Genomic DNA, 20135 nt, shown 5'->3' with positions numbered 1-20135 from the left:
GTAATCTGTCACATGGATAGCGTGCTGATCGCGCGACGCCTCACCCGTCAGGTACAGGTGGGGCATGTTATTGTCGGCTCCGGCGCACCGGTGGTGGTGCAGTCGATGACCAATACCGATACCGCCGACGCGGCCGCCACGGCCCGCCAGGTGTTCGAACTGGCCGAGGCCGGTTCGGAACTGGTGCGCATCACGGTGAACTCGCCCGAAGCCGCCGCTGCGGTGGCCGAGGTGCGCCAGCGTCTCGACGACATGGGCTGCAACGTGCCGCTGGTGGGCGACTTCCATTTCAACGGCGAACGCCTGCTCCGCGATTACCCGGACTGCGCGCGCGCCCTGGCGAAGTACCGCATCAACCCGGGCAACGTCGGCAAGGGCGCCAAAGGCGACGACAAGTTCGCCTTCATGATCCGTGCCGCCATCGAGTACGACAAGCCGGTGCGCATCGGCGTCAACTGGGGCAGCCTGGATCAGGCGCTGGCCGCGCGCCTGATGGACGAGAACAGCCGCCGTGCCGACCCGCTGCCGCCGGACGCCGTGATGCGCGAGGCGCTGATCGTGTCGGCGCTGGAGAGCGCGGGCAAGGCGATGGAGCTGGGGCTGCCGGCCGACAAGATCATCCTGTCGTGCAAGGTGAGCCACGTGCAGGACCTGATCACGGTCTACCGCGACCTGGGTAGCCGCTGCGATTTCCCGCTGCACCTGGGGCTGACCGAGGCCGGCATGGGCTCGAAGGGCATCGTCGCCTCGACCGCCGCGCTGTCGGTACTGCTGCAGGAAGGCATCGGCGACACCATCCGCATCTCGCTGACCCCGGCACCGGGCGAGTCGCGCAACAAGGAAGTGGTGGTGGCGCAGGAAATCCTGCAGACCATGGGGCTGCGCTCGTTCACCCCGCTGGTGACGGCCTGTCCCGGCTGCGGCCGCACCTCCAGCACCTTCTTCCAGGAACTGGCCGACAGCATCCAGACGTATCTGCGCGAGCAGATGCCGGTGTGGCGCCTGCAATACCCGGGCGTGGAAGACCTCAAGGTCGCCGTGATGGGCTGCGTGGTGAACGGCCCCGGCGAGAGCAAGCTGGCCGACATCGGCATCTCCCTGCCGGGCACCGGCGAAGTGCCGGTGGCGCCGGTCTACGTCGACGGCGAGAAGGACGTGACGCTGAAGGGCGACACCATCGCCGCCGACTTCAAGGCGCTGGTGGACGATTACGTGCGCACCCGCTACGGGGAAGGGGGCGCCAAGCGCCGCGATGCCGCCGTGCGCACGATACCGATCAAGACGATCGGCTGAACCGAAAAGAGTGAGAAGAAGCGAACGATGACGCAAAAGATCCAGGCCATCCGCGGCATGAACGACGTGCTGCCGGCCGATTCGCATCAGTGGGAGTATTTCGAGAACATCCTGCGCGGCTGGCTGGCCGATTACGGCTACCAGAACATCCGCACGCCCATCGTCGAGGAAACCCGGCTGTTCGTGCGTTCCATCGGCGAAGTGACCGATATCGTCGAGAAGGAAATGTACTCCTTCACCGACAGCCTGAACGGCGACAGCCTGACGCTGCGCCCGGAGGGCACCGCCGGCACGCTGCGCGCCGTGGTCGAGCACAATCTGCTGTACAACGCCACGCAGCGCCTGTGGTACATGGGCCCGATGTTCCGTCATGAGCGTCCGCAGAAGGGCCGCTATCGCCAGTTCCACCAGATCGGTATCGAGGCGCTGGGCTTTGCCGGGCCGGACATCGACGCGGAAATTATCCTGATGACGGCCGACCTGTGGAAACGCCTGGGCCTGGCCGACAGCGTGGAACTGCAGCTCAACACGCTGGGCAACAAGGACGAGCGGGCGGCACACCGCGAGGCGCTGATCGCCTATCTCGAGCGCCACCACGACCTGCTGGACGAGGACGGCAAGCGCCGTCTGTACAGCAATCCGCTGCGCGTGCTCGACACCAAGAACCCGGCGCTGCAGGAGATCTGCAACGCCGCGCCGCGCCTGACCGACTACCTGGGCGACGAGTCGCGCGCCCATTACGAAGGCTGGAAATCGATGATCGAAGGCCTCGGCATCCGCTACGTGGAGAATCCGCGGCTGGTGCGCGGCCTCGACTACTACAACCAGTCGGTGTTCGAATGGGTGACCACCGAGCTGGGGGCGCAGGGCACGGTGTGCGCCGGCGGCCGTTACGACGGCCTGGTCGAGCAACTGGGCGGCAAATCGGCTCCCGGCATCGGCTTCGGCATGGGCATGGAGCGGGTGATGCTGCTGTTGCAGGAAAAGAACCGTCTGCCGGCCTCGCGCGGCGTGGACGTCTACCTCATGCAGCAGGGCGCCGGTGCGCCGCTGTACGCCATGCAGCTGGCCGCCTCGCTGCGTGCCGCCGGCCTGTCGGTGATTCAGCACTGCGGGGAAGGCAGCTTCAAGTCGCAAATGAAAAAGGCCGACGGCAGCGGCGCGCAGTTCGCCGTGATCGTCGGTGAAAACGAAGTGGCCAACGGCACGGCGGTGGTCAAGCCGCTGCGCGTCGAGGCCGCCCAGGAAACCGTCGCGCTCGACGCGGTGGCCGACACCATTACCCGAATCAAGGCTTGAAAACAATAAAGGGGGAACGCGATGGCGTTCGACTTGCAGGAACAGGAACAGATCGACGAGCTGAAGGCCTTCTGGGCGCAGTGGGGCAAGTGGATTTCGGCGGCCGTGCTGGCGGCTGCGCTGGGCTATGCGGGCACCAAGGGCTGGGCGTATTTCCAGCAGTTGCAGGCCGAGAAGGCTTCCGTCGTCTATGACGAGGTGGCCGGCGCGGCCCAGGCGGGCGATCTGGCCAAGCTGAAGCGTTCCATTGCCGTGTTGCAGAGCGAGTACGGCCGTACCGCCTACGCCAGCCGCGCCGCCTTGCTGGCGGCCAAGGCCGCCTTCGACAAGCAGGATCTGGCCCTGGCCAAGTCGCAGCTGAGCTGGGCCGTGGAGCACGCCAAGGAGCCGGCCCTGCAGGCGGTGGCCCGCCTGCGCCTGGCGGCGGTGCTGCTCGACGAGAAACGCTACGATGCCGCTATCGCCGAGTTGAACCAGGAGCACGCCAGCGCCTTCGACGCCCTGTTCCTCGACCTGAAGGGCGACGTCTACGCCGCCAAGGGCGACAGCAAGGCCGCGCGCGACCAGTACAAGTCGGCCTTGGCCAAGCTGGTGGGGGATTCGCCCAATCGCCAGTACATTCAGACCAAACTCGATGCCCTGGGAGGCTGAGCGATGCGCCGTCGTCTACTGGTTTCTGCCCTGATTTCCGCCAGCCTGCTCTCCGGATGCGCCAGCTGGTTCGAGAGTTCCTCCCGTTTCGAGCCGACGCCATTGCAGGCGGTCCGCACCGAACAGCCGCTCAAGCTCAAATGGTCCGGCTCCGTCGGCGATGTGGAGCAAGGAGGCTTCCTGCCAGCCTATCAGAACGGCAACGTGGTCGTGGCCGATGCCCGCGGCCGTATCGAGGTATACGATGCCCTGAGCGGGCGCAAGGTCAATGAGCTGGAGCTCAAGCGCGAGCTGAGCGCCGGCCCGGGCGTGACCGACTCGCTGGTGCTGGTCCCGACCGCCGATGGCCGTCTGCTGGCGGTCGACCGGGCCAGCGGCGCCGTCCGCTGGGAGCAGACCCTGACCAGCCTGGCGCTCGAGGCGCCGCAGGTCGGCAGCGAGGTCGTCACGGTGCGTACCAACGACGGCCGCATCACCGGTTTTGCCCTGGCGGACGGCAAACAGCTGTGGTCGGTGGCGCGCGCCTTGCCGCAGCTGACGGTGGAGAACAACGGTTCGCTGCAGCGCGCCGGCGACGAGGCCATCCTCGCCGGCCAGGCCGGCGGCCGGCTGCTGGTGCTGAGCCCGAAAAACGGCAACGTGCTGTGGGAGGCCAGCGTGGCCAGCCCGCGCGGGGCCACCGAGCTGGAACGGGTGACCGACGTGGTGTCGCGTCCGGTGTTCGACGCCGGCCAGGTGTGCGCCGTGGCGTTCCAGGGCCGGGTGGCCTGCTTCGAGGCGCGCGGCGGCAACCTGCAGTGGGCGCGCGACGTCTCGTCCAGCCGCGGGCTGGCGGTCGACGAGCGCAATGTGTACGTCACCGGGGACGATGGCAGCCTGTGGGCGTTCGACCGCAGCACCGGCCGCAACGTCTGGAAACTGGATGATCTGAAATATCGCAACGTGTCGGGTCCGGCCATGCTGGGCCGCTACGTGCTGGTGACCGATGGCGAGGGATACGCCCATCTGATCGCCGGCGACAGCGGCCGCATCGTGGGCCGTACCAAGGTCGGGACCGAGCGCCTGACCGGACAACCGGTATCTCTGGGCGATTCGGCGCTGGTATTGGGCCGCAACGGCGTCCTGGCGATGCTGTCACTGGAATAAAGCAGTCTCTTGATGAAACCAACCGTAGCTCTGGTCGGCCGGCCCAACGTCGGCAAATCGACCCTCTTCAACCGCCTGACCCGCAGCCGGGACGCCCTGGTGGCGGACCAGCCGGGCCTGACCCGCGACCGCCATTACGGCCACGGCCGCGTCGGCGACAAGCCGTACCTGGTGGTCGACACCGGCGGTTTCGAACCGGTCGTGGACGAAGGCATCCTGTTCGAAATGGCGCGCCAGACCCTGCAGGCGGTCGACGAGGCCGATGCCATCGTGTTCCTGGTCGATGGCCGTACCGGCATCACGCCGCAGGACAAGATCATCGCCAACCGGCTGCGCCAGAACGACCGCCCGGTGTTCCTGGTGGTCAACAAGGCCGAGGGCATCAGCCAGTCCATCGCCGGGGCCGAGTTCCACGAACTGGCGCTGGGCGAACCGCTGGCGATCTCGGCCGCACACGGCGACGGCGTGCGCGAACTGATGGAGATGGTGCTCGATCCGTTTCCGGCGGCGACCGACGAGAAGGAGGCGCGCCATCCCAAGTTTGCCGTGATCGGCCGCCCGAACGTCGGCAAGTCGACGCTGGTGAACGCCATCCTGGGCGAAGAGCGGGTGATCGCCTTCGATCAGGCCGGCACCACGCGCGACAGCATCTATATCGATTTCGAGCGCGACGACCACACCTACACCATCATCGATACCGCCGGCGTACGCCGCCGCGGCAAGGTCAACGAGGCCATCGAGAAATTCTCGGTGATCAAGACCATGAAGGCCATCGAGGATGCCAACGTGGCGGTGCTGGTGCTGGATGCCCAGCTCGACATCTCCGAGCAGGATGCCACCATCGCCGGCTTCGCGCTGGAGGCGGGGCGGGCGCTGGTGGTGGCGGTCAACAAGTGGGACAACCTCGACGGCGAGAAGAAGGAGCTGGTCAAGCGCGAGATCGCGCGCAAGCTGGGCTTCCTCGACTTCGCCAAGTTCCATTTCATCTCGGCCATCGAAGGGCGCGGCATCGCCGACCTGTTCAAGTCGATCGACGAGGCCTACCGTGCCGCCATGATCAAGCTGGCCACGCCCAAGCTGACCCGTGTGCTGCAGGTGGCGGTGGAGCGTCAGGCGCCGCCACGGGTAGGGCAGGTGCGGCCGAAAATGCGTTATGCTCACCAGGGGGGCATGAATCCGCCGATTATCGTGATCCACGGCAATGCGCTGGACAAGGTTCCGGACAGTTATACGCGTTACCTGGAACATACCTTCCGCAAAGTGTTCAAATTGCAAGGAACACCATTGCGGGTGCAGTACAAGTCGGCCGAAAACCCGTTTGACGGCGAGAAGGAGAGCAAGGGCGCCAAGCCCGGCAAACTGGTGACGCTGGCCAAGAAAGGCAAGCTGCGCAATCAGCAATGAATAGTATGCCCGGCTGTTTTCTGCTAGAAAGATAGCTGGTCCTAGTGGTCGGGCAGATACCAGATTTTCAATACAACAATCATCGATTCGGAGAAAACGAATGAGCTCTAAAGGGCAAATGTTACAAGACCCGTTCCTGAACACCCTGCGCAAGGAACATGTGCCGGTGTCCATTTATCTGGTTAACGGTATCAAACTGCAAGGCCAGGTCGAGTCTTTTGACCAGTATGTGGTCCTCTTGAAAAACACGGTAACCCAGATGGTGTACAAGCACGCCATCTCCACCGTCGTGCCGGCGCGCCCGGTATCCATTCCGCACGAGCAGCCTGCTCAGAAGAACGAGCAGCAAGACGCTTGATTATTTACGCAACCCCCGGAAGGTTGGCGGGGCGCTCCATGGCGGGCGCCTTCCAGCCTTTCTTTTTGTGAGCCCGGTTATCTCAGGTGTTTGACCGTCCCGATTTAGGCGATCAGGCCATCATCGTGTGCCTGGATTTCGGTGACCCCGATTTCCAGGAAAACGTCGATGAATGCGTCGATCTCGTCAAGAGTGCCGGCGTCGAGGTCATGGGTCTCGTCCATGGCAAGCGCCAGCGTCCCGATGCTGCCCTCTTTGCAGGCAAGGGCAAGGTCGAGGAAATCGCGGCGCTGGTGCGGGCGACCTCGGCCAACGTGGTGATCTTCAACCATCAGCTCTCGCCCGGGCAGGAGCGCAATATCGAGCGCGTGCTGCAGTGCCGGGTGATCGACCGTTCCAGTCTGATCCTGGACATCTTCGCCCAGCGCGCGCGCAGCCACGAGGGCAAGTTGCAGGTCGAACTGGCGCAGTTGTCGCATCTGGCGACCCGGCTGGTGCGCGGCTGGACCCACCTGGAGCGGCAGAAAGGCGGTATCGGTCTGCGCGGTCCGGGGGAAACCCAGCTGGAAACCGACCGCCGCCTGCTCGGCAACCGCGTGAAGATGCTGAAGACGCGCCTCGAGCAGGTGCAGAAGCAGCGCAAGACCCAGCGCCGCGGGCGCCTGCGCAACGGTATCGCCTCGGTGTCCATCGTGGGCTATACCAACGCCGGCAAGTCCACGCTGTTCAACGCGCTGACCAAGGCGCGGAGTTATGCGGCCGACCAGCTGTTTGCCACGCTGGACACCACCAGCCGCAAGCTCTACCTGAATGAGCAGGCCTCGGTCGTGGTGTCGGACACGGTCGGCTTCATCCGCGATCTGCCGCATACGCTGGTGGCCGCCTTCCGCGCCACGCTGGAAGAAACGGTGCAGGCCGACCTGCTGCTGCACGTGGTCGATTCGGCGAGCCCGATGCGCGATATGCAGATCGAAGAGGTCAACCGCGTGCTGGAAGAAATCGGTGCCGACGACATTCCGCAGCTGATCGTCTGGAACAAGACCGATTTGCGCGGCCTGGAGCCGGTCATCGAGCGCGATGCCGATAACGTGCCGCAGGCGGTGCGCGCCTCCGCCCTGACCGGAGACGGGCTGGAACTCCTGCGTGAGGCACTGGCCGAACGGGTGCAGATCCTCACTAATCCCCCTAGCGAAGATAGAAACAATAATGTCGCAGCATGATCCCAAATGGGGCCGGCGCGGGAACGAAGGCCCGCCGGACCTCGACGAGCTGTTCCGCAAACTCAACCAGAAGCTGGCCCGCCTGTTGGGGGCCAAGCCGTCCGGTGGCAAGGCGCCGGAGCCGCGCGCCGCGTTCAAGGGCGGTGTCGGTGCCGCGCTCGGTGTGGTGGCGGCACTATGGCTGGCCAGCGGCTTCTACGTGGTGGATGCGCGCGAGGAGGGCGTGGTGCTGCGTCTGGGGAGCTACCACCATACCACCACGGCGGGCCTGCAATGGCACCTGCCGTATCCGTTCGAGAAGGTCGAGATCGTCAACCTGACCGAAGTGCGCAGCATCGAGGTCGGCTATCGCGGCAGCGCCAAGAACCGGGTGCAGGAAGAGTCGCTGATGCTGACCGAGGACCAGAACATCATCGACGTGCAGTTGTCGGTGCAGTACGACGTGAACGATGCCAAGGCTTTCCTGTTCAACAACGCGGCGGCCGACCGGGATGCCAAGGATATCGTCAAGCAGGCCGCCGAGACCGCCATCCGCGAGATCGTCGGGCGCAACAAGGTCGATTTCGTGCTGAACGAGGGCCGTGCCCAGATCGCGGCGGAAGCGCAGCGGCTGATCCAGAAGACGGTTGACCGCTATGCGCTGGGCGTGCGCATCGCCAAGGTGAACATCAACGACGTGCAGCCGCCGGAGCAGGTGCAGGCGGCGTTCGAGGACGCGGTCAAGGCCGGGCAGGACAAGGACAAGCTGCGCAACGAAGGCCTGGCCTACGCCAACGACGTGGTGCCCAAGGCTCAGGGTCTGGCGGCGCGGCTGACCGAGGAGGCCGAGGCCTACAAGCAGCGCACCGTCTCGCGTGCCGAAGGCGATGCCGCCCGCTTCAAGCAGGTGTTGTCCGAGTACAACAAGGCGCCCAAGGTCATGCGCGACCGCCTGTACTTCGACATGATGCAGCAGATCATGACCAACAGCAGCAAGGTGCTGGTGGACCAGAAGGGCGGCAACAGCCTGCTCTATCTGCCGCTCGACAAGCTGATCCAGTCGACCAGTCCGGGCAACGGTCTGCCGGCGGCCACGGCCGCACCGTCCCGTGCCGAACCTTCCCTGCCATCCGCGTCGGCTACCTCGCCGCGTGAAGGACGGGAAGTGATCAGAGGGCGTGATATGTTCGGAGCGGAGCGCTAAACCATGGAAAGACTGGTGTCTGTTGTCGTGGCGGTTGCCGGCCTGCTGTTCCTGGCCAGCCTGTCGTTGTTTACCGTGGATCAGCGTCAGTTCGCGCTGGTGTTCCAGTTCGGCGAAGTCGTCGAGATCATCAAGGAGCCGGGCATCCATCTCAAGGTGCCGCTGATGCAGAACGTGCGCTATTTCGACCGTCGCGTGCAGACCATCGACGCCGAGACGCCGGAACTGTTCAACACGCGCGAGAAGAAGAACGTGCTGGTCGACAGTTTCGTGAAGTGGCGCGTGTTCAACGTCGAGCAGTTCTACAAGAGCGTGGGGGGCAACGAGCTGGCCGCCGTCGCGCGCCTGAAGCAGACCATCAATGACGGTTTGCGTGCCGAATTCGGCCAGAAGACGGTTGCCGACGTCATTTCCGGTCAGCGCGACGAGGTCATGGAGGTGGTTCGCAAGCGCGCGGACGCCGATGCGCGTAAAATCGGGGTAGAAATTCTCGATGTACGCTTAAAGCGTGTCGATTTTCCAGATAAAATCAGCAGTTCGGTCTACGACCGCATGCAGTCCGAACGCCGTACCGTGGCGAGCCAGCTGCGCAGCGAGGGCGCGGCCGAGGCCGAGCGTATCCGCGCCGCGGCGGACCGCCAGCGTGAGGTGACCTTGGCCGAAGCCTACCGCAAGGCCCAGCTGCTCAAGGGCGAGGGCGATGCCAAGGCGGCGGCGATCTATGCTGAAGCCTATGGTCGGAACCCCGAGTTCTACGCCTTCTGGCGCAGCATGGATGCCTACAAGGAGTCGTTCAGGAACAAGAGCGACGTGCTGGTGCTGGAGCCCTCCAGCGAGTTCTTCAAGTACCTGAAGAGCCCGCTGTCGGCCGGCAAGGCGAAGTGACAATCCGACAATAATCGTGGCTGGCCGGTCTGTTTCCGGCCAGTTTGCCGAAGGCAAGGCGGGGCAACCACCCCCGCCTTTTATTCTGTATCGAGTACTTATGCGTAACTGGCTGCTCCCCGAACATATCGCAGATATCCTGCCCGCCACCGCGCGTCAGGTCGAAACGGCCAAGGCCGCCATGCTGGAGCTGTTCCGCACGGCCGGCTACGAGCTGGTGTTGCCGCCGCTGCTCGAATACGCCGACGCGCTGGTGTCGGAAGGCGACAGCGCACTGGATATCAAGACCTTCAAGCTGGACGATCACCTGTCCGGCCGTCAGCTCGGCCTGCGCGCCGACATTACCCCGCAGGTGGCGCGCATCGATGCCCACCTGCTGTCCAACCGTACCGGGGTGACCCGGCTGTGCTACGCCGGCAGCGTGGTGCATGCCCGCCCGAGCGGCCTGATGAGTTCGCGCGAGCCCTTGCAGGTGGGCGCCGAGCTGTACGGCTACGCCGGCATCGAGGCCGACCTGGAGATCATCGAGCTGATGCTGGCGACGTTGCGCCAGGTCGGCGTCGACAAGCTGCGACTGGATGTCGGCCACATCGCCATCTTCCGCGGTCTGGCCGCGGCGGCCGGCCTCGCGGCGGAAGACACCCGCGAGCTGTTCGGCGCCCTGCAGTCCAAGGACATCGCCACGGTGCGCGAACTGGTGGCCGAGGTGGCCGAACCCTACAAGAGCGCCTTCCTGGCGCTGCCCGAGCTGTACGGCCCGCGCCAGATTCTCGACAAGGCGCGCACCCGCTTGCCGTCGCTGCCGGAGGTGGAGCTGGGGCTGATGCAGCTCTCGGCCATCGCCAACGCGCTGGACGGGCAGGTGGAGCTGAGCTTCGACCTGGCCGAGCTGCGCGGCGATTTCTATCACACCGGCCTGATGTTCGCGGCCTATGCCCCGGGCTGGTCCGAGGCGCTGGCGCGCGGCGGCCGTTACGACAACGTCGGCCGCAAGTTCGGCCGCGCTCGCCCGGCCACCGGCTTCAGTCTCGACCTGCGCGACCTGGTGCGCATCCTGCCGGAGCGCGACGCGGCGCAGGGCATCCGCGTCAAGGCGCGCGACCTGGCTGCCGCCCGCGACACCGTCACGGCGCTGCGTGCCGCCGGCGAGCGGGTCATCATCGATTACCTGGGTGAATCGGCCGTGGCGCTGGATTGCGACCGCGAGCTGGTCTTGGCCGCCGAGGGCTGGCAGGTCGTTCCGTTTAACTGAGTTTTAGTGTTTGACAGAGAAGAGGTTCTTTCCAATGTCCAAGAACGTTGTCGTGATCGGTACCCAGTGGGGTGACGAAGGCAAGGGCAAGATCGTTGACTGGTTGACCGATCACGCCCGTGGCGTGGTGCGTTTCCAAGGTGGTCACAACGCCGGCCACACCCTGGTGGTGGGCGGCAAGAAGACCGTGCTGCGCCTGATCCCGTCCGGCATCCTGCGCGAAGGCGTGGACTGCTTCATCGGCAATGGCGTGGTGCTGTCGCCGGAGGCGCTGCTGAAGGAGATCGACGAGCTGGAAAGCGCCGGCGTCGACGTGGCTTCGCGCCTGAAGATCGCCGAGTCGTGCACCCTGATCATGCCGTACCACGTCGCCCTGGACCAGGCGCGCGAGGCCGCCAAGGGCGCCGGCAAGATCGGCACCACCGGCCGCGGCATCGGCCCGGCCTACGAGGACAAGGTGGCGCGCCGCGCGCTGCGCGTGCTCGATCTGTTCGATCGCGAGCGCTTCGCCGCCAAGCTGAAGGAAAACCTCGACTACTACAACTTCCAGCTGACCCAGTACTTCAAGGCCGAGCCGGTGGACTTCACCTCCACGCTGGAAACCACCATGCAGCTGGCCGAGCGCATCAAGCCGATGGTGGCCGATGTGTCGCGCACGCTGTACGAGCTGAACAAGGCCGACGTGCCGCTGCTGTTCGAAGGCGCGCAGGGCACCCTGCTCGACATCGACCACGGCACCTATCCGTTCGTGACCTCGTCTAACTGTGTGGCCGGCGCCGCCGCGCCGGGCGCCGGCGTGGCGCCGCAGATGCTCAACTACGTGCTGGGCATCGTCAAGGGCTACACCACCCGCGTTGGTTCCGGTCCGTTCCCGACCGAGCAGGAAAACGACATCGGCGCCTTCCTCGCCAAGCGCGGCAACGAGTTCGGTTCGGTGACCGGCCGTCCGCGCCGCTGCGGCTGGTTCGATGCCGCCGCGCTAAAGCGCTCGATCCAGATCAACGGCGTGTCCGGCCTGTGCGTGACCAAGCTCGACGTGATGGACGGCCTGGAAGAGATCCAGCTGTGTGTCGGCTACAAGATCGACGGCAAGGAAGTGGACATTTTGCCGTTCGGCTCGGAAGCCGTGGCCAAGTGCGAGCCGATCTACGAAACCATGCCGGGCTGGAGCGAGTCCACTTTCGGCGTGAAGCGCTGGGAGGATCTGCCGGAGAACGCCCGCGCCTACCTGACCCGCATCGCCGAGATCTGCGAAGCCCCGGTCGACATCATCTCGACCGGCCCGGATCGCGAAGAGACCATCGTGATGCGTCATCCCTTCGGTCTGTAAGACCGCCAGAAGCTTGACCAGAGAACGGACCCTGCGGGGTCCGTTTTTTATCGGCGCGCCGTTTTCTTACGAACCTCCCTCCCGTCCTCCCTCATGTCTGGCGTAGAGCGGACGTGGTCTCATTGCCTGCTGACGGCATCCCCTCCCGCATGCCTTTCTGTCAAATGCGTAAGCATTGCACGATGTCATTCTTTAAATTGTTGTTTAAATCACAATTCATTCCGTGGCAAAAAAGACAGGGGGCACCTATAACGAAATCAATGTGATATTTGCCACTGTTGCCGTAACGATTTGTGAAAGCTTGGGCGGTTCAATGAGTGGATCTCTGTAAAGTAAGTCGCCGGACGAGGTATCAGTGAGGAGTGCAGACGTGAAGGCAGGGCTGCGTGGCTTCATGAAACGGCACATCCAGCACGGTTTCACCTTGCTGGAGTTGCTGGTGGTGCTGGTGATCATCGGCCTCTTGGCCGGCTATGTCGCTCCGCGCTATTTCGCCCAGGTAGGCAAGGCCGAGGTCAAGACGGCGCGCGCCCAGATCGACGCGCTGGAAAAGGCGCTAGACCAGTACCGCCTCGACACCGGGCACTATCCCTCCACCGAGCAAGGCTTGGCAGCACTGTATACCCACCCGGCTGAGGAAGCGAAGTGGGAGGGGCCTTATCTCAAGAAGGGGGTCCCGGCCGATCCGTGGGGGCATCCGTACCAGTACCGGCAGCCGGGGGAGCATGGCGAATACGATCTGTTCAGCTACGGTAAGGACGGGCAGACGGGCGGCAGCGGCGAGGATGCGGATATAGGCAACTGGTAGGACGGCACATGCGCTTCGAGATAAAAGCAGTCAAGAACAACGGCGAGGTGACCCTGCTGGCACTGGAGGCTCTCAATGACAGCGAGGCCGTCAACCAGGCCAAGAGCCAGGGTTACACGGTGCTGGCGGTAAAGCAGAAGGCGTCCTCGTTCGCCTTGCCCATGCTGCCACGCAGCCGTTTCCAGCTGCTGCTGTTCACCCAGGAGCTGCTCGCCCTGCTGGAAGCCGGCTTGGCGCTGGTCGAGGCGATGGAGGCGCTGAACGAGAAGGAGCAGCGCCCCGAGTCGCGGCGCGTGCTGGAGCGCCTGATCCAGCGCCTCTACGAAGGCCAGACCTTGTCGGTCGCCCTGCAGCAGTTCCCCGACATCTTCCCGCCGCTCTATCTCGCCACCGTTCGCGCCAGCGAAAAGACCGGAGATCTGGAAAACGCCCTGGGACGTTACGTGGCGTACCAGACGCAGGCCGACCTGGTGCGCAAGAAGATGGTCAATGCCTCCATCTACCCGGCCTTGCTGATCTCGGCGGGGGGGCTGGTGCTGCTGTTCCTGATGTCCTACGTGGTGCCGCGCTTCGCCCATGTCTACGAAGCCATGGGCACCGAACTGCCGCTGTTCTCCCGCCTGCTGCTGGCCTGGGGCCAGTTGATCGAGGCCCACGCCGGCACCCTGGCGCTGGCGGTGCTCGTCCTGCTGGCGGGCATGGCCTACCTGTTCTCGCAGGCGGCGGTGAAGCGCTGGTTCGGCACCCAGTTGTGGAAAATCCCCGCCATCGGCGAGCGCATGCGCATTTACCAGCTGGCCCGCTTCTACCGCATGCTGGGCATGCTGCTGACCGGCGGCACGCCGGTGGTGCCGGCGCTGGGCATGGTCTCCGGCCTGCTGCAGGCGTCGCTGCGCGAGCAACTGCTGCAGGCCGCCCGTGACATCCGCGAGGGGCGCTCGATTTCCCTGGCCATGAACAGCAACGGCCTGACCACGCCGGTGGCCTTGCGCATGCTGCGGGTCGGCGAACGCACCGGCCAGATGGGCGGGATGATGGAGCGCATCGCCAGTTTCTACGAAGAGGAGATGGCGCAGGCGGTGGAGCGCTTCACCCGCCTGTTCGAGCCGGTGCTGATGGCCTTGATCGGGCTGGTCATCGGCGGCGTCGTCATCCTGATGTACCTGCCGGTGTTCGAACTGGCCGGGAGTATCCAATGAGCAGCGATCTGTCCCAGATGCCGGCAGAGCCGGCGCGGTTTTCCGCCGAACAACTGCAGCACGCGCGCGACGAGGGCCGGCGCCGCGAACGCTCGCCGCTGGACGTGCTGGAAGAGACGGTCGGGCTGGCGCCGGAGCGTTTCGTCCAGGTGCTGGCCGACACCTTTCACTATCCCGCCCTGGCGATGAGCGATCTCGACCGCCTGCACCCGGCGTTCGAGGTCATTCCTTACGCCGAGGCGGTACGGCACGAGTGCCTGGCGTGCCGCGACGGCGAGGGCGAGCTGCTGGTGCTGTTCGCCGATCCGCTCAACGCCGGCTTGCAAGCCTGGGCCGATCACGCCGTCGGCCGGCCGGCGCGCTGGTGCCTGGTGCACCGGGCCGACCTGAACGCCTTCCTGACCCGCCACGAGGCGTCCTGGCGCGCCGTCGACATGCTGCTGGCCGGCGAGACCAGCCAGGCCGAGGCGGCGCCCTCGGTCGAGGATATTTCGTACAAGTCGATCAGCGAGGACACCAGCCAGGTGGTCAAGCTGGTGCATTCGATCATCTACGACGCCTTGAAGGGCGGCGCCAGCGACATCCACCTGGAGAGCGACGGCGCCGGGCTGGTGATGAAGTACCGCATCGACGGCGTGCTGGGAGCGGTTGGCAGCCTGAACGGCCTCGATCTGGCCGAGCAGGTGGTGTCGCGCGTCAAGGTGATGTCGGAACTGGACATTGCCGAGCGGCGCATCCCGCAGGACGGCCGTTTCAAGATCGCGATGGAGGGGCGCGAGGTGGATTTCCGCGTCTCGATCATGCCGAGCATCTTCGGCGAGGACGCGGTGCTGCGCATCCTGGACCGGCGCACGCTGACCGATCAGATCCAGGGGCTGCGGCTGGACAGCCTGGGCTTCGATGCGGCCTCGATCGAGGAGATCCGCCGTTACGTTCACGAACCCTACGGCATGGTGCTGGTGACCGGGCCGACCGGCAGCGGCAAGACCACGACACTGTACGCCGCGGTCACCGAGATCAACTCCGGTCACGACAAGATCGTCACCATCGAGGACCCGGTCGAGTACCAGCTGCCGGGGGTGCTGCAGATCCAGGTCAACGAGAAGAAGGGGCTGACCTTCGCGCGCGGCCTGCGTTCCATCCTGCGGCACGACCCGGACAAGATCCTGGTGGGCGAGATCCGCGACACCGAGACGGCGCAGATCGCGGTGCAGGCCGCGCTGACCGGCCACCTGGTGTTCACCACGGTGCACGCCAACAACGTGTTCGACGTGATCGGGCGCTTCGTCCACATGGGGGTCGATCCCTACAGCTTCGTCTCCGCGCTGAACTGCATCTTCGCCCAGCGCCTGGTGCGGCTGAACTGTCCGTTTTGTTCCCAGCCGGAGCAGCCGTCGGCGCAGCTCCTGGCGTTGTCGGGCTTGCCACCGGGCGTGGCCGCCGGCGCCGAGTTCCGCAGCGGGCGCGGCTGTGGCCACTGCCGCGGCACCGGCTACAAGGGCCGCAAGGCGATCGGCGAAATGCTGCGCCTGACCGACGAGATCCGCGAGCTGATCGTGGCGCGCGAGCCGATACGGCGCATCAAGGAGGTGGCCCGTCGCAACGGCACGCGCTTCCTGCGCGAGGCGGCGGTCGAGCTGGTCAAGAACGGGGAAACCACTTTACAGGAAATCAACCGTGTCACTTTCGTTGCATGACCGGGTCAAGATGGCGCTGTGCCCGGACCGGGTGATCCTGGCGCGGCTGTCCCACGGCCTTCACTCCCGTCTGCTCGCCAAGCGCATCGTGGCCTGTTCCGACGCCGGCGCCGAGCCGGGCTGGCAGCCGGCGGTGACGGTGTTGCGCGAGGTGCTGAAGGAACGGGAGTGGCAACAGGCGACGGGCACACTGGTGATTTCCAATCATTTCGTCCGTTACCTGCTGGTTCCCTGGAACGATCAGCTGAGCTCCCCCGAGGAGTGGCGGGCCATGGTGCAGCACTGCTTCCACCAGGTCTATGGCGAGGTTGCCGAACATTGGGAGTGCCGCTGGAGCGGGGGAGGGTACGGCATGCCGCTGATCGCCAGCGCGATCGACCCGGAACTGCTGGCGGCCTTGCACCAGCTGGCCCAGGAGACCGGAATGAAGCTGGATTCGGTGCAGCCCTACCTGATGGCGGCCTTCAACTACTGGCGCCGCCGCATGGTCAGTGACAACGGCTGTTTCCTGCTGACCGAACCGGGGCGTGCCGGCCTGGCCTGTTTTCACGATGGCCAGTGGGGCGGGCTGGTGTTCGAACCGCTGCCGGACGATGCCGCGGCGGCGCTGCCCGACCTGTTGCAGCGCATGCTGCTACGGCTGGAAGGAGGGCCGCTGCCACATGACATCTTCGTCTTTGCCGCCGGCGTGCCGGAGACGGTGTTGCAGCGCGAGCGCGGCCCGGCCATCCGGCCCCTGGCGCTGGAACCATTGCCGGGACTCCCCCCGGAGGCCGGTGCGGAGTACGCCATGGCGCTGACGGGAGAGTGAGCATGCACGCGATCGAGCTGGATTATGTGCGCAAACACGGCGGCTATTCCGTCAAGGCGCTGCTGTTGCTGCTGGCCGCGCTGCTCGTGCTGCTGGCGGGTGCCTGGTACTACCTGGCCATGGAAGGCGAGGTGGCGCGCAGCGAACAGGCGGTTTCAGCCAACCAGCGCACCTTGCAGCGGCTGCAGCCGGTTCCCGAGCGCCCGCGCGACAAGGGGCTCGACCAGGCCATCGAGCAGGCCAACGCCGTCTGGCTGAGCCTGAACCAGCCGTGGCCGGAGCTGTTCGCGGCGCTGGAGGCGAGCAAGACCGACGATGTCGCGCTGCTGGCGGTCGAGCCGGACCCGCTCAAGCACAGCGTGCGCATCACCGCCGAGGCCAAGAAACGCGAAGCCATGCTGGCCTACATCGAGCGACTGGAACAGCAGCCGGGCCTGGGCAGCGTGGTGCTGCTGGAGCATCACATCAATCAGCAGGACAACGAGAAGCCGTTCCGTTTCTCGCTGCTGGCGGCGTGGAAGACCGGGTCATGAACGCGCTCTTGCCTCGACTGCGCTATGAGCTCCGGCAGCTGGGCTGGCCGGGGGCGGTGCTGCTGGCGGTGCTGCTGGGAACGGCCCTGGTGCATGTGACGGTCACGTTGCCGTTGCAGCAGCGCCAGAATGAGCTGCAACAGCAGCGGCGCGCGCAGGAGCGGGAGATCGCCCAGTTGCGCCGTAGCGCGCGCCAGCCCCAGATCAGTCCGGAGCTGCGCCTGGAGCGCTTCTACCAGTCGTTCCCGCCGCGCGAGAGCGCCCCGCTGTGGCTGGAGAAAATCTACGCCGCCGCCGAGGCGCAGTCGCTGACCCTGCCCAAGGGCGATTACAAGATTTCCCCGGACAAGAGCGGCCGGCTGTGGCGCTACGAGATCAACCTGCCGGTGAGCGCTTCCTACACCCGGCTGCGGGCTTTCCTGTCGCAGGTGTTGCAGGACAACCCGGCGGCCGTGCTGGCCGATCTGCGCATCAAGCGCGAGAACATCGGCAAGGACCAGGTGGACGCCACGATCCGCCTGGTGGTGCTGCTGCGGGGGGCATGAGCATGCTGTCACAACGACAACGCTGGGCGATTCTGGGCGGGGGGCTGGTGCTCACCCTGGTGCTGGCAGCCTGGCCGGATACCGAGGAGCTGGGCGCCGAGGCGGTGGTCGAGGCCGTGCCGAAATCCACCGCCTCGGCCAGGCAGGACAGGGGCAAGCAGGACAAGGGCAAGGAGCCCGTGCTGCTGGCCATGAGCATGGACACCTTGCAGCGCGGCCCGGCAGCGGAGGGAGAGGAGCAGGAAGTGAAGGATATCTTCGCCCGCCAGAGCTGGTACGTGCCTCCGCCGCCACCCAAACCGGCCCCGCCGGCGCCGCCACCCTTGCCGTTCACGTATCTGGGCAAGGTCATCGATGGCGGCCAGGTCACCGTGTTCGTGACGCAAGGGGACCGTAACCTGGCGGTGAAAACTGGCGATGTCATCGACGGAACGTATCGCGTGGACGCGATCGCCCCGCCCATGATGACGCTCACCTTCCTGCCGCTGAGCATGCAGCAATCCCTGGAGATAGGGGGGGCAAATTGAAACGCGTACTCTTCTTTCTGCTGATCGCCCTGTCCCTGATGGCAGGCTGCGCCAGCAACAAGGCCTTCGTCGAAGGCAAGCGGATGGTGGCCGAGGGCAAGGTCGAAGAGGGCTTCGCCCGGCTGGAACAGGCCGTCAAGGAATCCCCCGGCAACGCCGAATACAAGACCTATCTGTACGGCCAGCGCGAGCGCATCATCAACCAGTGGCTGGCACAGGCGTCCACGGCACAGCTGAACGGGCAGTTCGACGAGGCCGAGGCCATCTATAGCCGTATCCTCAAGATCGACCCGAATAACCCGCGCGCCAATGCCGGGCTGGACGGACTGGCCCGCGAGCGCCAGCACAAGAAGCAACTGGACGAGGCGCAGGCACTGCTGCAGAAGGGCTCGCTGGATGAGGCGCAGACGCTGGTCGGGCAGGTGCTGGCCGACAATCCGCGCCAGCGTGAGGCCAAGATCCTGCAGCGCAAGCTGAACGAGGCGCGTCCGCGCGAGCCGCTGGCGAGCCCGCAGCTCAAGTCGGCGCTGGCCCGGCCGATCACGCTGGAGTTCCGGGATGCGGCGCTCAAAGCGGTGTTCGAGGTGATTTCGCGCACCGCCGGCATCAATTTCGTGTTCGACAAGGACGTGCGGCCCGATCTCAAGGCTACCATCTTCGTGCGCAACACCACCATCGAGGACGCCATCCAGCTACTCTTGGTCACCAACCAGCTCGACCGGCGCATCCTCAACGACAACACCATCATGGTGTACCCGAACAATCCGGCGAAGCAGAAGGATTACCAGGAGCTGGTGATCAAGAACTTCTACCTCGCCAACGCCGAGGCCAAGGACACCGCCAACCTGCTGCGCGCCCTGCTCAAGACGCGCGACGTGTTCGTCGACGACAAGCGCAACCTGCTGGTGATCCGCGATACCCCCCAGGCGGTCATGCTGGCCGAGAAGCTGATCGCCTCGCAGGACCTTGCCGAGCCGGAGGCGATCCTGGAGGTCGAGGTGCTCGAGGTCAACCGGGCGCGGCTGGAGAATCTGGGTTTCGAGTGGCCGAGCCAGATCGGCTACGGACTGCTGCAGGGCGGATCCAAGACAAGCATTATCAATGACAGTGGTGTCGTTTCTGAAACGACTACACCGGGCAGTACCGTCGCGCCCGGGGTGATCGATCTGCGTGCAGAGCCTAGCCGCCTGACCACGTTCATCGCCAATCCCGCCTTGCTGCTCAACCTGCGCGCCCAGGATACCAACGCCAACGTGCTGGCCAACCCGCGCATCCGCGTCAAGAACCACGAGAAGGCCAAGATCCACATCGGCGACAAGGTGCCGGTGTTCACCAGCACCGCCGTGGTCAACGCCGGCATCGCGCAGTCGGTGTCTTATCTGGACGTCGGAGTCAAACTGGAGGTTCAGCCCAGTATCGGTCTGGACGACGACGTGACCATCGACGTCGGGCTGGAAGTCAGCAGCATCGTCAAACAGGTCGATTTCGGCGACAGCATCGCCTACCAGATCGGTTCGCGCGCGGCCGATACCGTGCTGCGACTGCGCGATGGCGAAACCCAGGTGCTGGCCGGGCTGATCCAGGACGAGGACCGCAGCTCGATCACCAAGATCCCGGGCCTGGGCGACCTGCCACTGCTGGGGCGGCTGTTCTCCAGCAATAACGACAACCGCTCCAAGACGGAAATCGTGCTGTTGATCACCCCCCGTATCGTGCACAACCTCATCCTGCCGGACCGGAAAACGTCGGAATTCCGCGCCGGCACCGAAACCAGCATCGGCGGGATGGGCGCGGTGGGCGGAGGTGGGGTGGCACCGATGGCACCTCCTCCAGCCCCGGCCCCGGCGGCACCGGCCGCGCCGGGTGGCGCTCCGACGATGGTGCCGGTGCCCGGCATCGTGCCGTATCAGCCGGCGCCGGTGACCCCACCCGCCACGCCGCCGGCGGCACCGGCCACTCCACCCGCCACTCCGGCCAGATGAGGGATCGAGGAG

19 protein-coding genes are annotated in these 20135 nt (G+C 65.4%); all 19 read left to right on the top strand.

Annotated features, from left to right (window positions below; translation table 11 throughout):
* Positions 1-12: 12 nt before the first annotated feature.
* The 19 genes from ispG to PSEMAI1_RS0115015 all read left to right on the top strand — a co-directional run bounded on the left by ispG (position 13) and on the right by PSEMAI1_RS0115015 (position 20123).
* Positions 13-1293 (top strand): flavodoxin-dependent (E)-4-hydroxy-3-methylbut-2-enyl-diphosphate synthase, encoded by a 1281-nt coding sequence (gene ispG / locus PSEMAI1_RS0115105; protein WP_024303679.1) that lies wholly within the window; start codon positions 13-15, stop codon positions 1291-1293.
* 27 nt (positions 1294-1320) lie between these two features.
* Positions 1321-2592, top strand: a complete 1272-nt coding sequence (gene hisS / locus PSEMAI1_RS0115100) for a histidine--tRNA ligase (protein ID WP_024303678.1) — start codon at positions 1321-1323, stop codon at positions 2590-2592.
* Between the two features lie 21 nt (positions 2593-2613).
* Positions 2614-3243 (top strand): tetratricopeptide repeat protein, encoded by a 630-nt coding sequence (locus tag PSEMAI1_RS0115095; protein WP_024303677.1) that lies wholly within the window; start codon positions 2614-2616, stop codon positions 3241-3243.
* A gap of 3 nt (positions 3244-3246) precedes the next feature.
* Positions 3247-4389 carry an outer membrane protein assembly factor BamB gene (gene bamB / locus PSEMAI1_RS0115090; RefSeq protein WP_024303676.1) on the top strand — a complete coding sequence of 381 codons (1143 nt, stop codon included), beginning with the start codon at positions 3247-3249 and terminating at the stop codon, positions 4387-4389.
* Between the two features lie 12 nt (positions 4390-4401).
* Positions 4402-5793 carry a ribosome biogenesis GTPase Der gene (gene der, locus PSEMAI1_RS0115085; RefSeq protein ID WP_024303675.1) on the top strand — a complete coding sequence of 464 codons (1392 nt, stop codon included), beginning with the start codon at positions 4402-4404 and terminating at the stop codon, positions 5791-5793.
* A gap of 100 nt (positions 5794-5893) precedes the next feature.
* The gene (hfq, locus tag PSEMAI1_RS0115080; protein ID WP_024303674.1) at positions 5894-6151 is read left to right on the top strand and encodes an RNA chaperone Hfq; all 258 of its coding nucleotides are present in this window, start codon (positions 5894-5896) and stop codon (positions 6149-6151) included.
* An 86-nt stretch (positions 6152-6237) separates the two neighbouring features.
* A complete protein-coding gene (gene hflX, locus PSEMAI1_RS0115075; protein ID WP_024303673.1) occupies positions 6238-7371 on the top strand; it encodes a ribosome rescue GTPase HflX in 1134 nt (377 codons plus the stop codon).
* A complete protein-coding gene (gene hflK / locus PSEMAI1_RS0115070; protein ID WP_024303672.1) occupies positions 7358-8554 on the top strand; it encodes an FtsH protease activity modulator HflK in 1197 nt (398 codons plus the stop codon). Before hflX ends, hflK begins: the two co-directional genes overlap by 14 nt.
* Positions 8555-8557: 3 nt before the next feature.
* Positions 8558-9439, top strand: coding sequence for a protease modulator HflC (hflC, locus tag PSEMAI1_RS0115065; RefSeq protein WP_024303671.1), 882 nt, complete (start codon positions 8558-8560; stop codon positions 9437-9439).
* A gap of 100 nt (positions 9440-9539) precedes the next feature.
* A complete protein-coding gene (locus tag PSEMAI1_RS0115060) occupies positions 9540-10691 on the top strand; it encodes an ATP phosphoribosyltransferase regulatory subunit (RefSeq protein ID WP_024303670.1) in 1152 nt (383 codons plus the stop codon).
* A 34-nt stretch (positions 10692-10725) separates the two neighbouring features.
* The gene (locus tag PSEMAI1_RS0115055) at positions 10726-12021 is read left to right on the top strand and encodes an adenylosuccinate synthase (protein ID WP_024303669.1); all 1296 of its coding nucleotides are present in this window, start codon (positions 10726-10728) and stop codon (positions 12019-12021) included.
* 370 nt (positions 12022-12391) lie between these two features.
* A complete protein-coding gene (gene gspG / locus PSEMAI1_RS0115050) occupies positions 12392-12829 on the top strand; it encodes a type II secretion system major pseudopilin GspG (RefSeq protein WP_024303668.1) in 438 nt (145 codons plus the stop codon).
* Between the two features lie 8 nt (positions 12830-12837).
* A complete protein-coding gene (locus PSEMAI1_RS0115045; protein ID WP_024303667.1) occupies positions 12838-14028 on the top strand; it encodes a type II secretion system F family protein in 1191 nt (396 codons plus the stop codon).
* Positions 14025-15725, top strand: coding sequence for a GspE/PulE family protein (locus PSEMAI1_RS0115040; protein ID WP_024303666.1), 1701 nt, complete (start codon positions 14025-14027; stop codon positions 15723-15725). The genes PSEMAI1_RS0115045 and PSEMAI1_RS0115040 overlap by 4 nt, the downstream gene beginning before the upstream one ends.
* On the top strand, positions 15706-16536 hold the full coding sequence (locus PSEMAI1_RS0115035) for a hypothetical protein (protein WP_024303665.1): 831 nt from the start codon (positions 15706-15708) through the stop codon (positions 16534-16536). The genes PSEMAI1_RS0115040 and PSEMAI1_RS0115035 overlap by 20 nt, the downstream gene beginning before the upstream one ends.
* Positions 16537-16538: 2 nt before the next feature.
* The gene (locus PSEMAI1_RS0115030) at positions 16539-17069 is read left to right on the top strand and encodes a membrane protein (protein WP_024303664.1); all 531 of its coding nucleotides are present in this window, start codon (positions 16539-16541) and stop codon (positions 17067-17069) included.
* Positions 17066-17614, top strand: coding sequence for a hypothetical protein (locus PSEMAI1_RS0115025; protein ID WP_024303663.1), 549 nt, complete (start codon positions 17066-17068; stop codon positions 17612-17614). The genes PSEMAI1_RS0115030 and PSEMAI1_RS0115025 overlap by 4 nt, the downstream gene beginning before the upstream one ends.
* Before the next feature lie 2 nt (positions 17615-17616).
* A complete protein-coding gene (locus PSEMAI1_RS0115020; protein WP_232219932.1) occupies positions 17617-18141 on the top strand; it encodes a hypothetical protein in 525 nt (174 codons plus the stop codon).
* Entirely contained in the window at positions 18138-20123 is a 1986-nt protein-coding gene (locus PSEMAI1_RS0115015; RefSeq protein ID WP_024303661.1) for a tetratricopeptide repeat protein, read from the top strand. Before PSEMAI1_RS0115020 ends, PSEMAI1_RS0115015 begins: the two co-directional genes overlap by 4 nt.
* Positions 20124-20135: the final 12 nt, after the last annotated feature.

It is taken from the genome of Pseudogulbenkiania sp. MAI-1, assembly GCF_000527175.1.
Taxonomy (GTDB): domain Bacteria; phylum Pseudomonadota; class Gammaproteobacteria; order Burkholderiales; family Chromobacteriaceae; genus Pseudogulbenkiania.
Note: the sequence above shows the minus strand (reverse complement) of the source record. Positions and strands in the feature narration are given on the sequence as shown.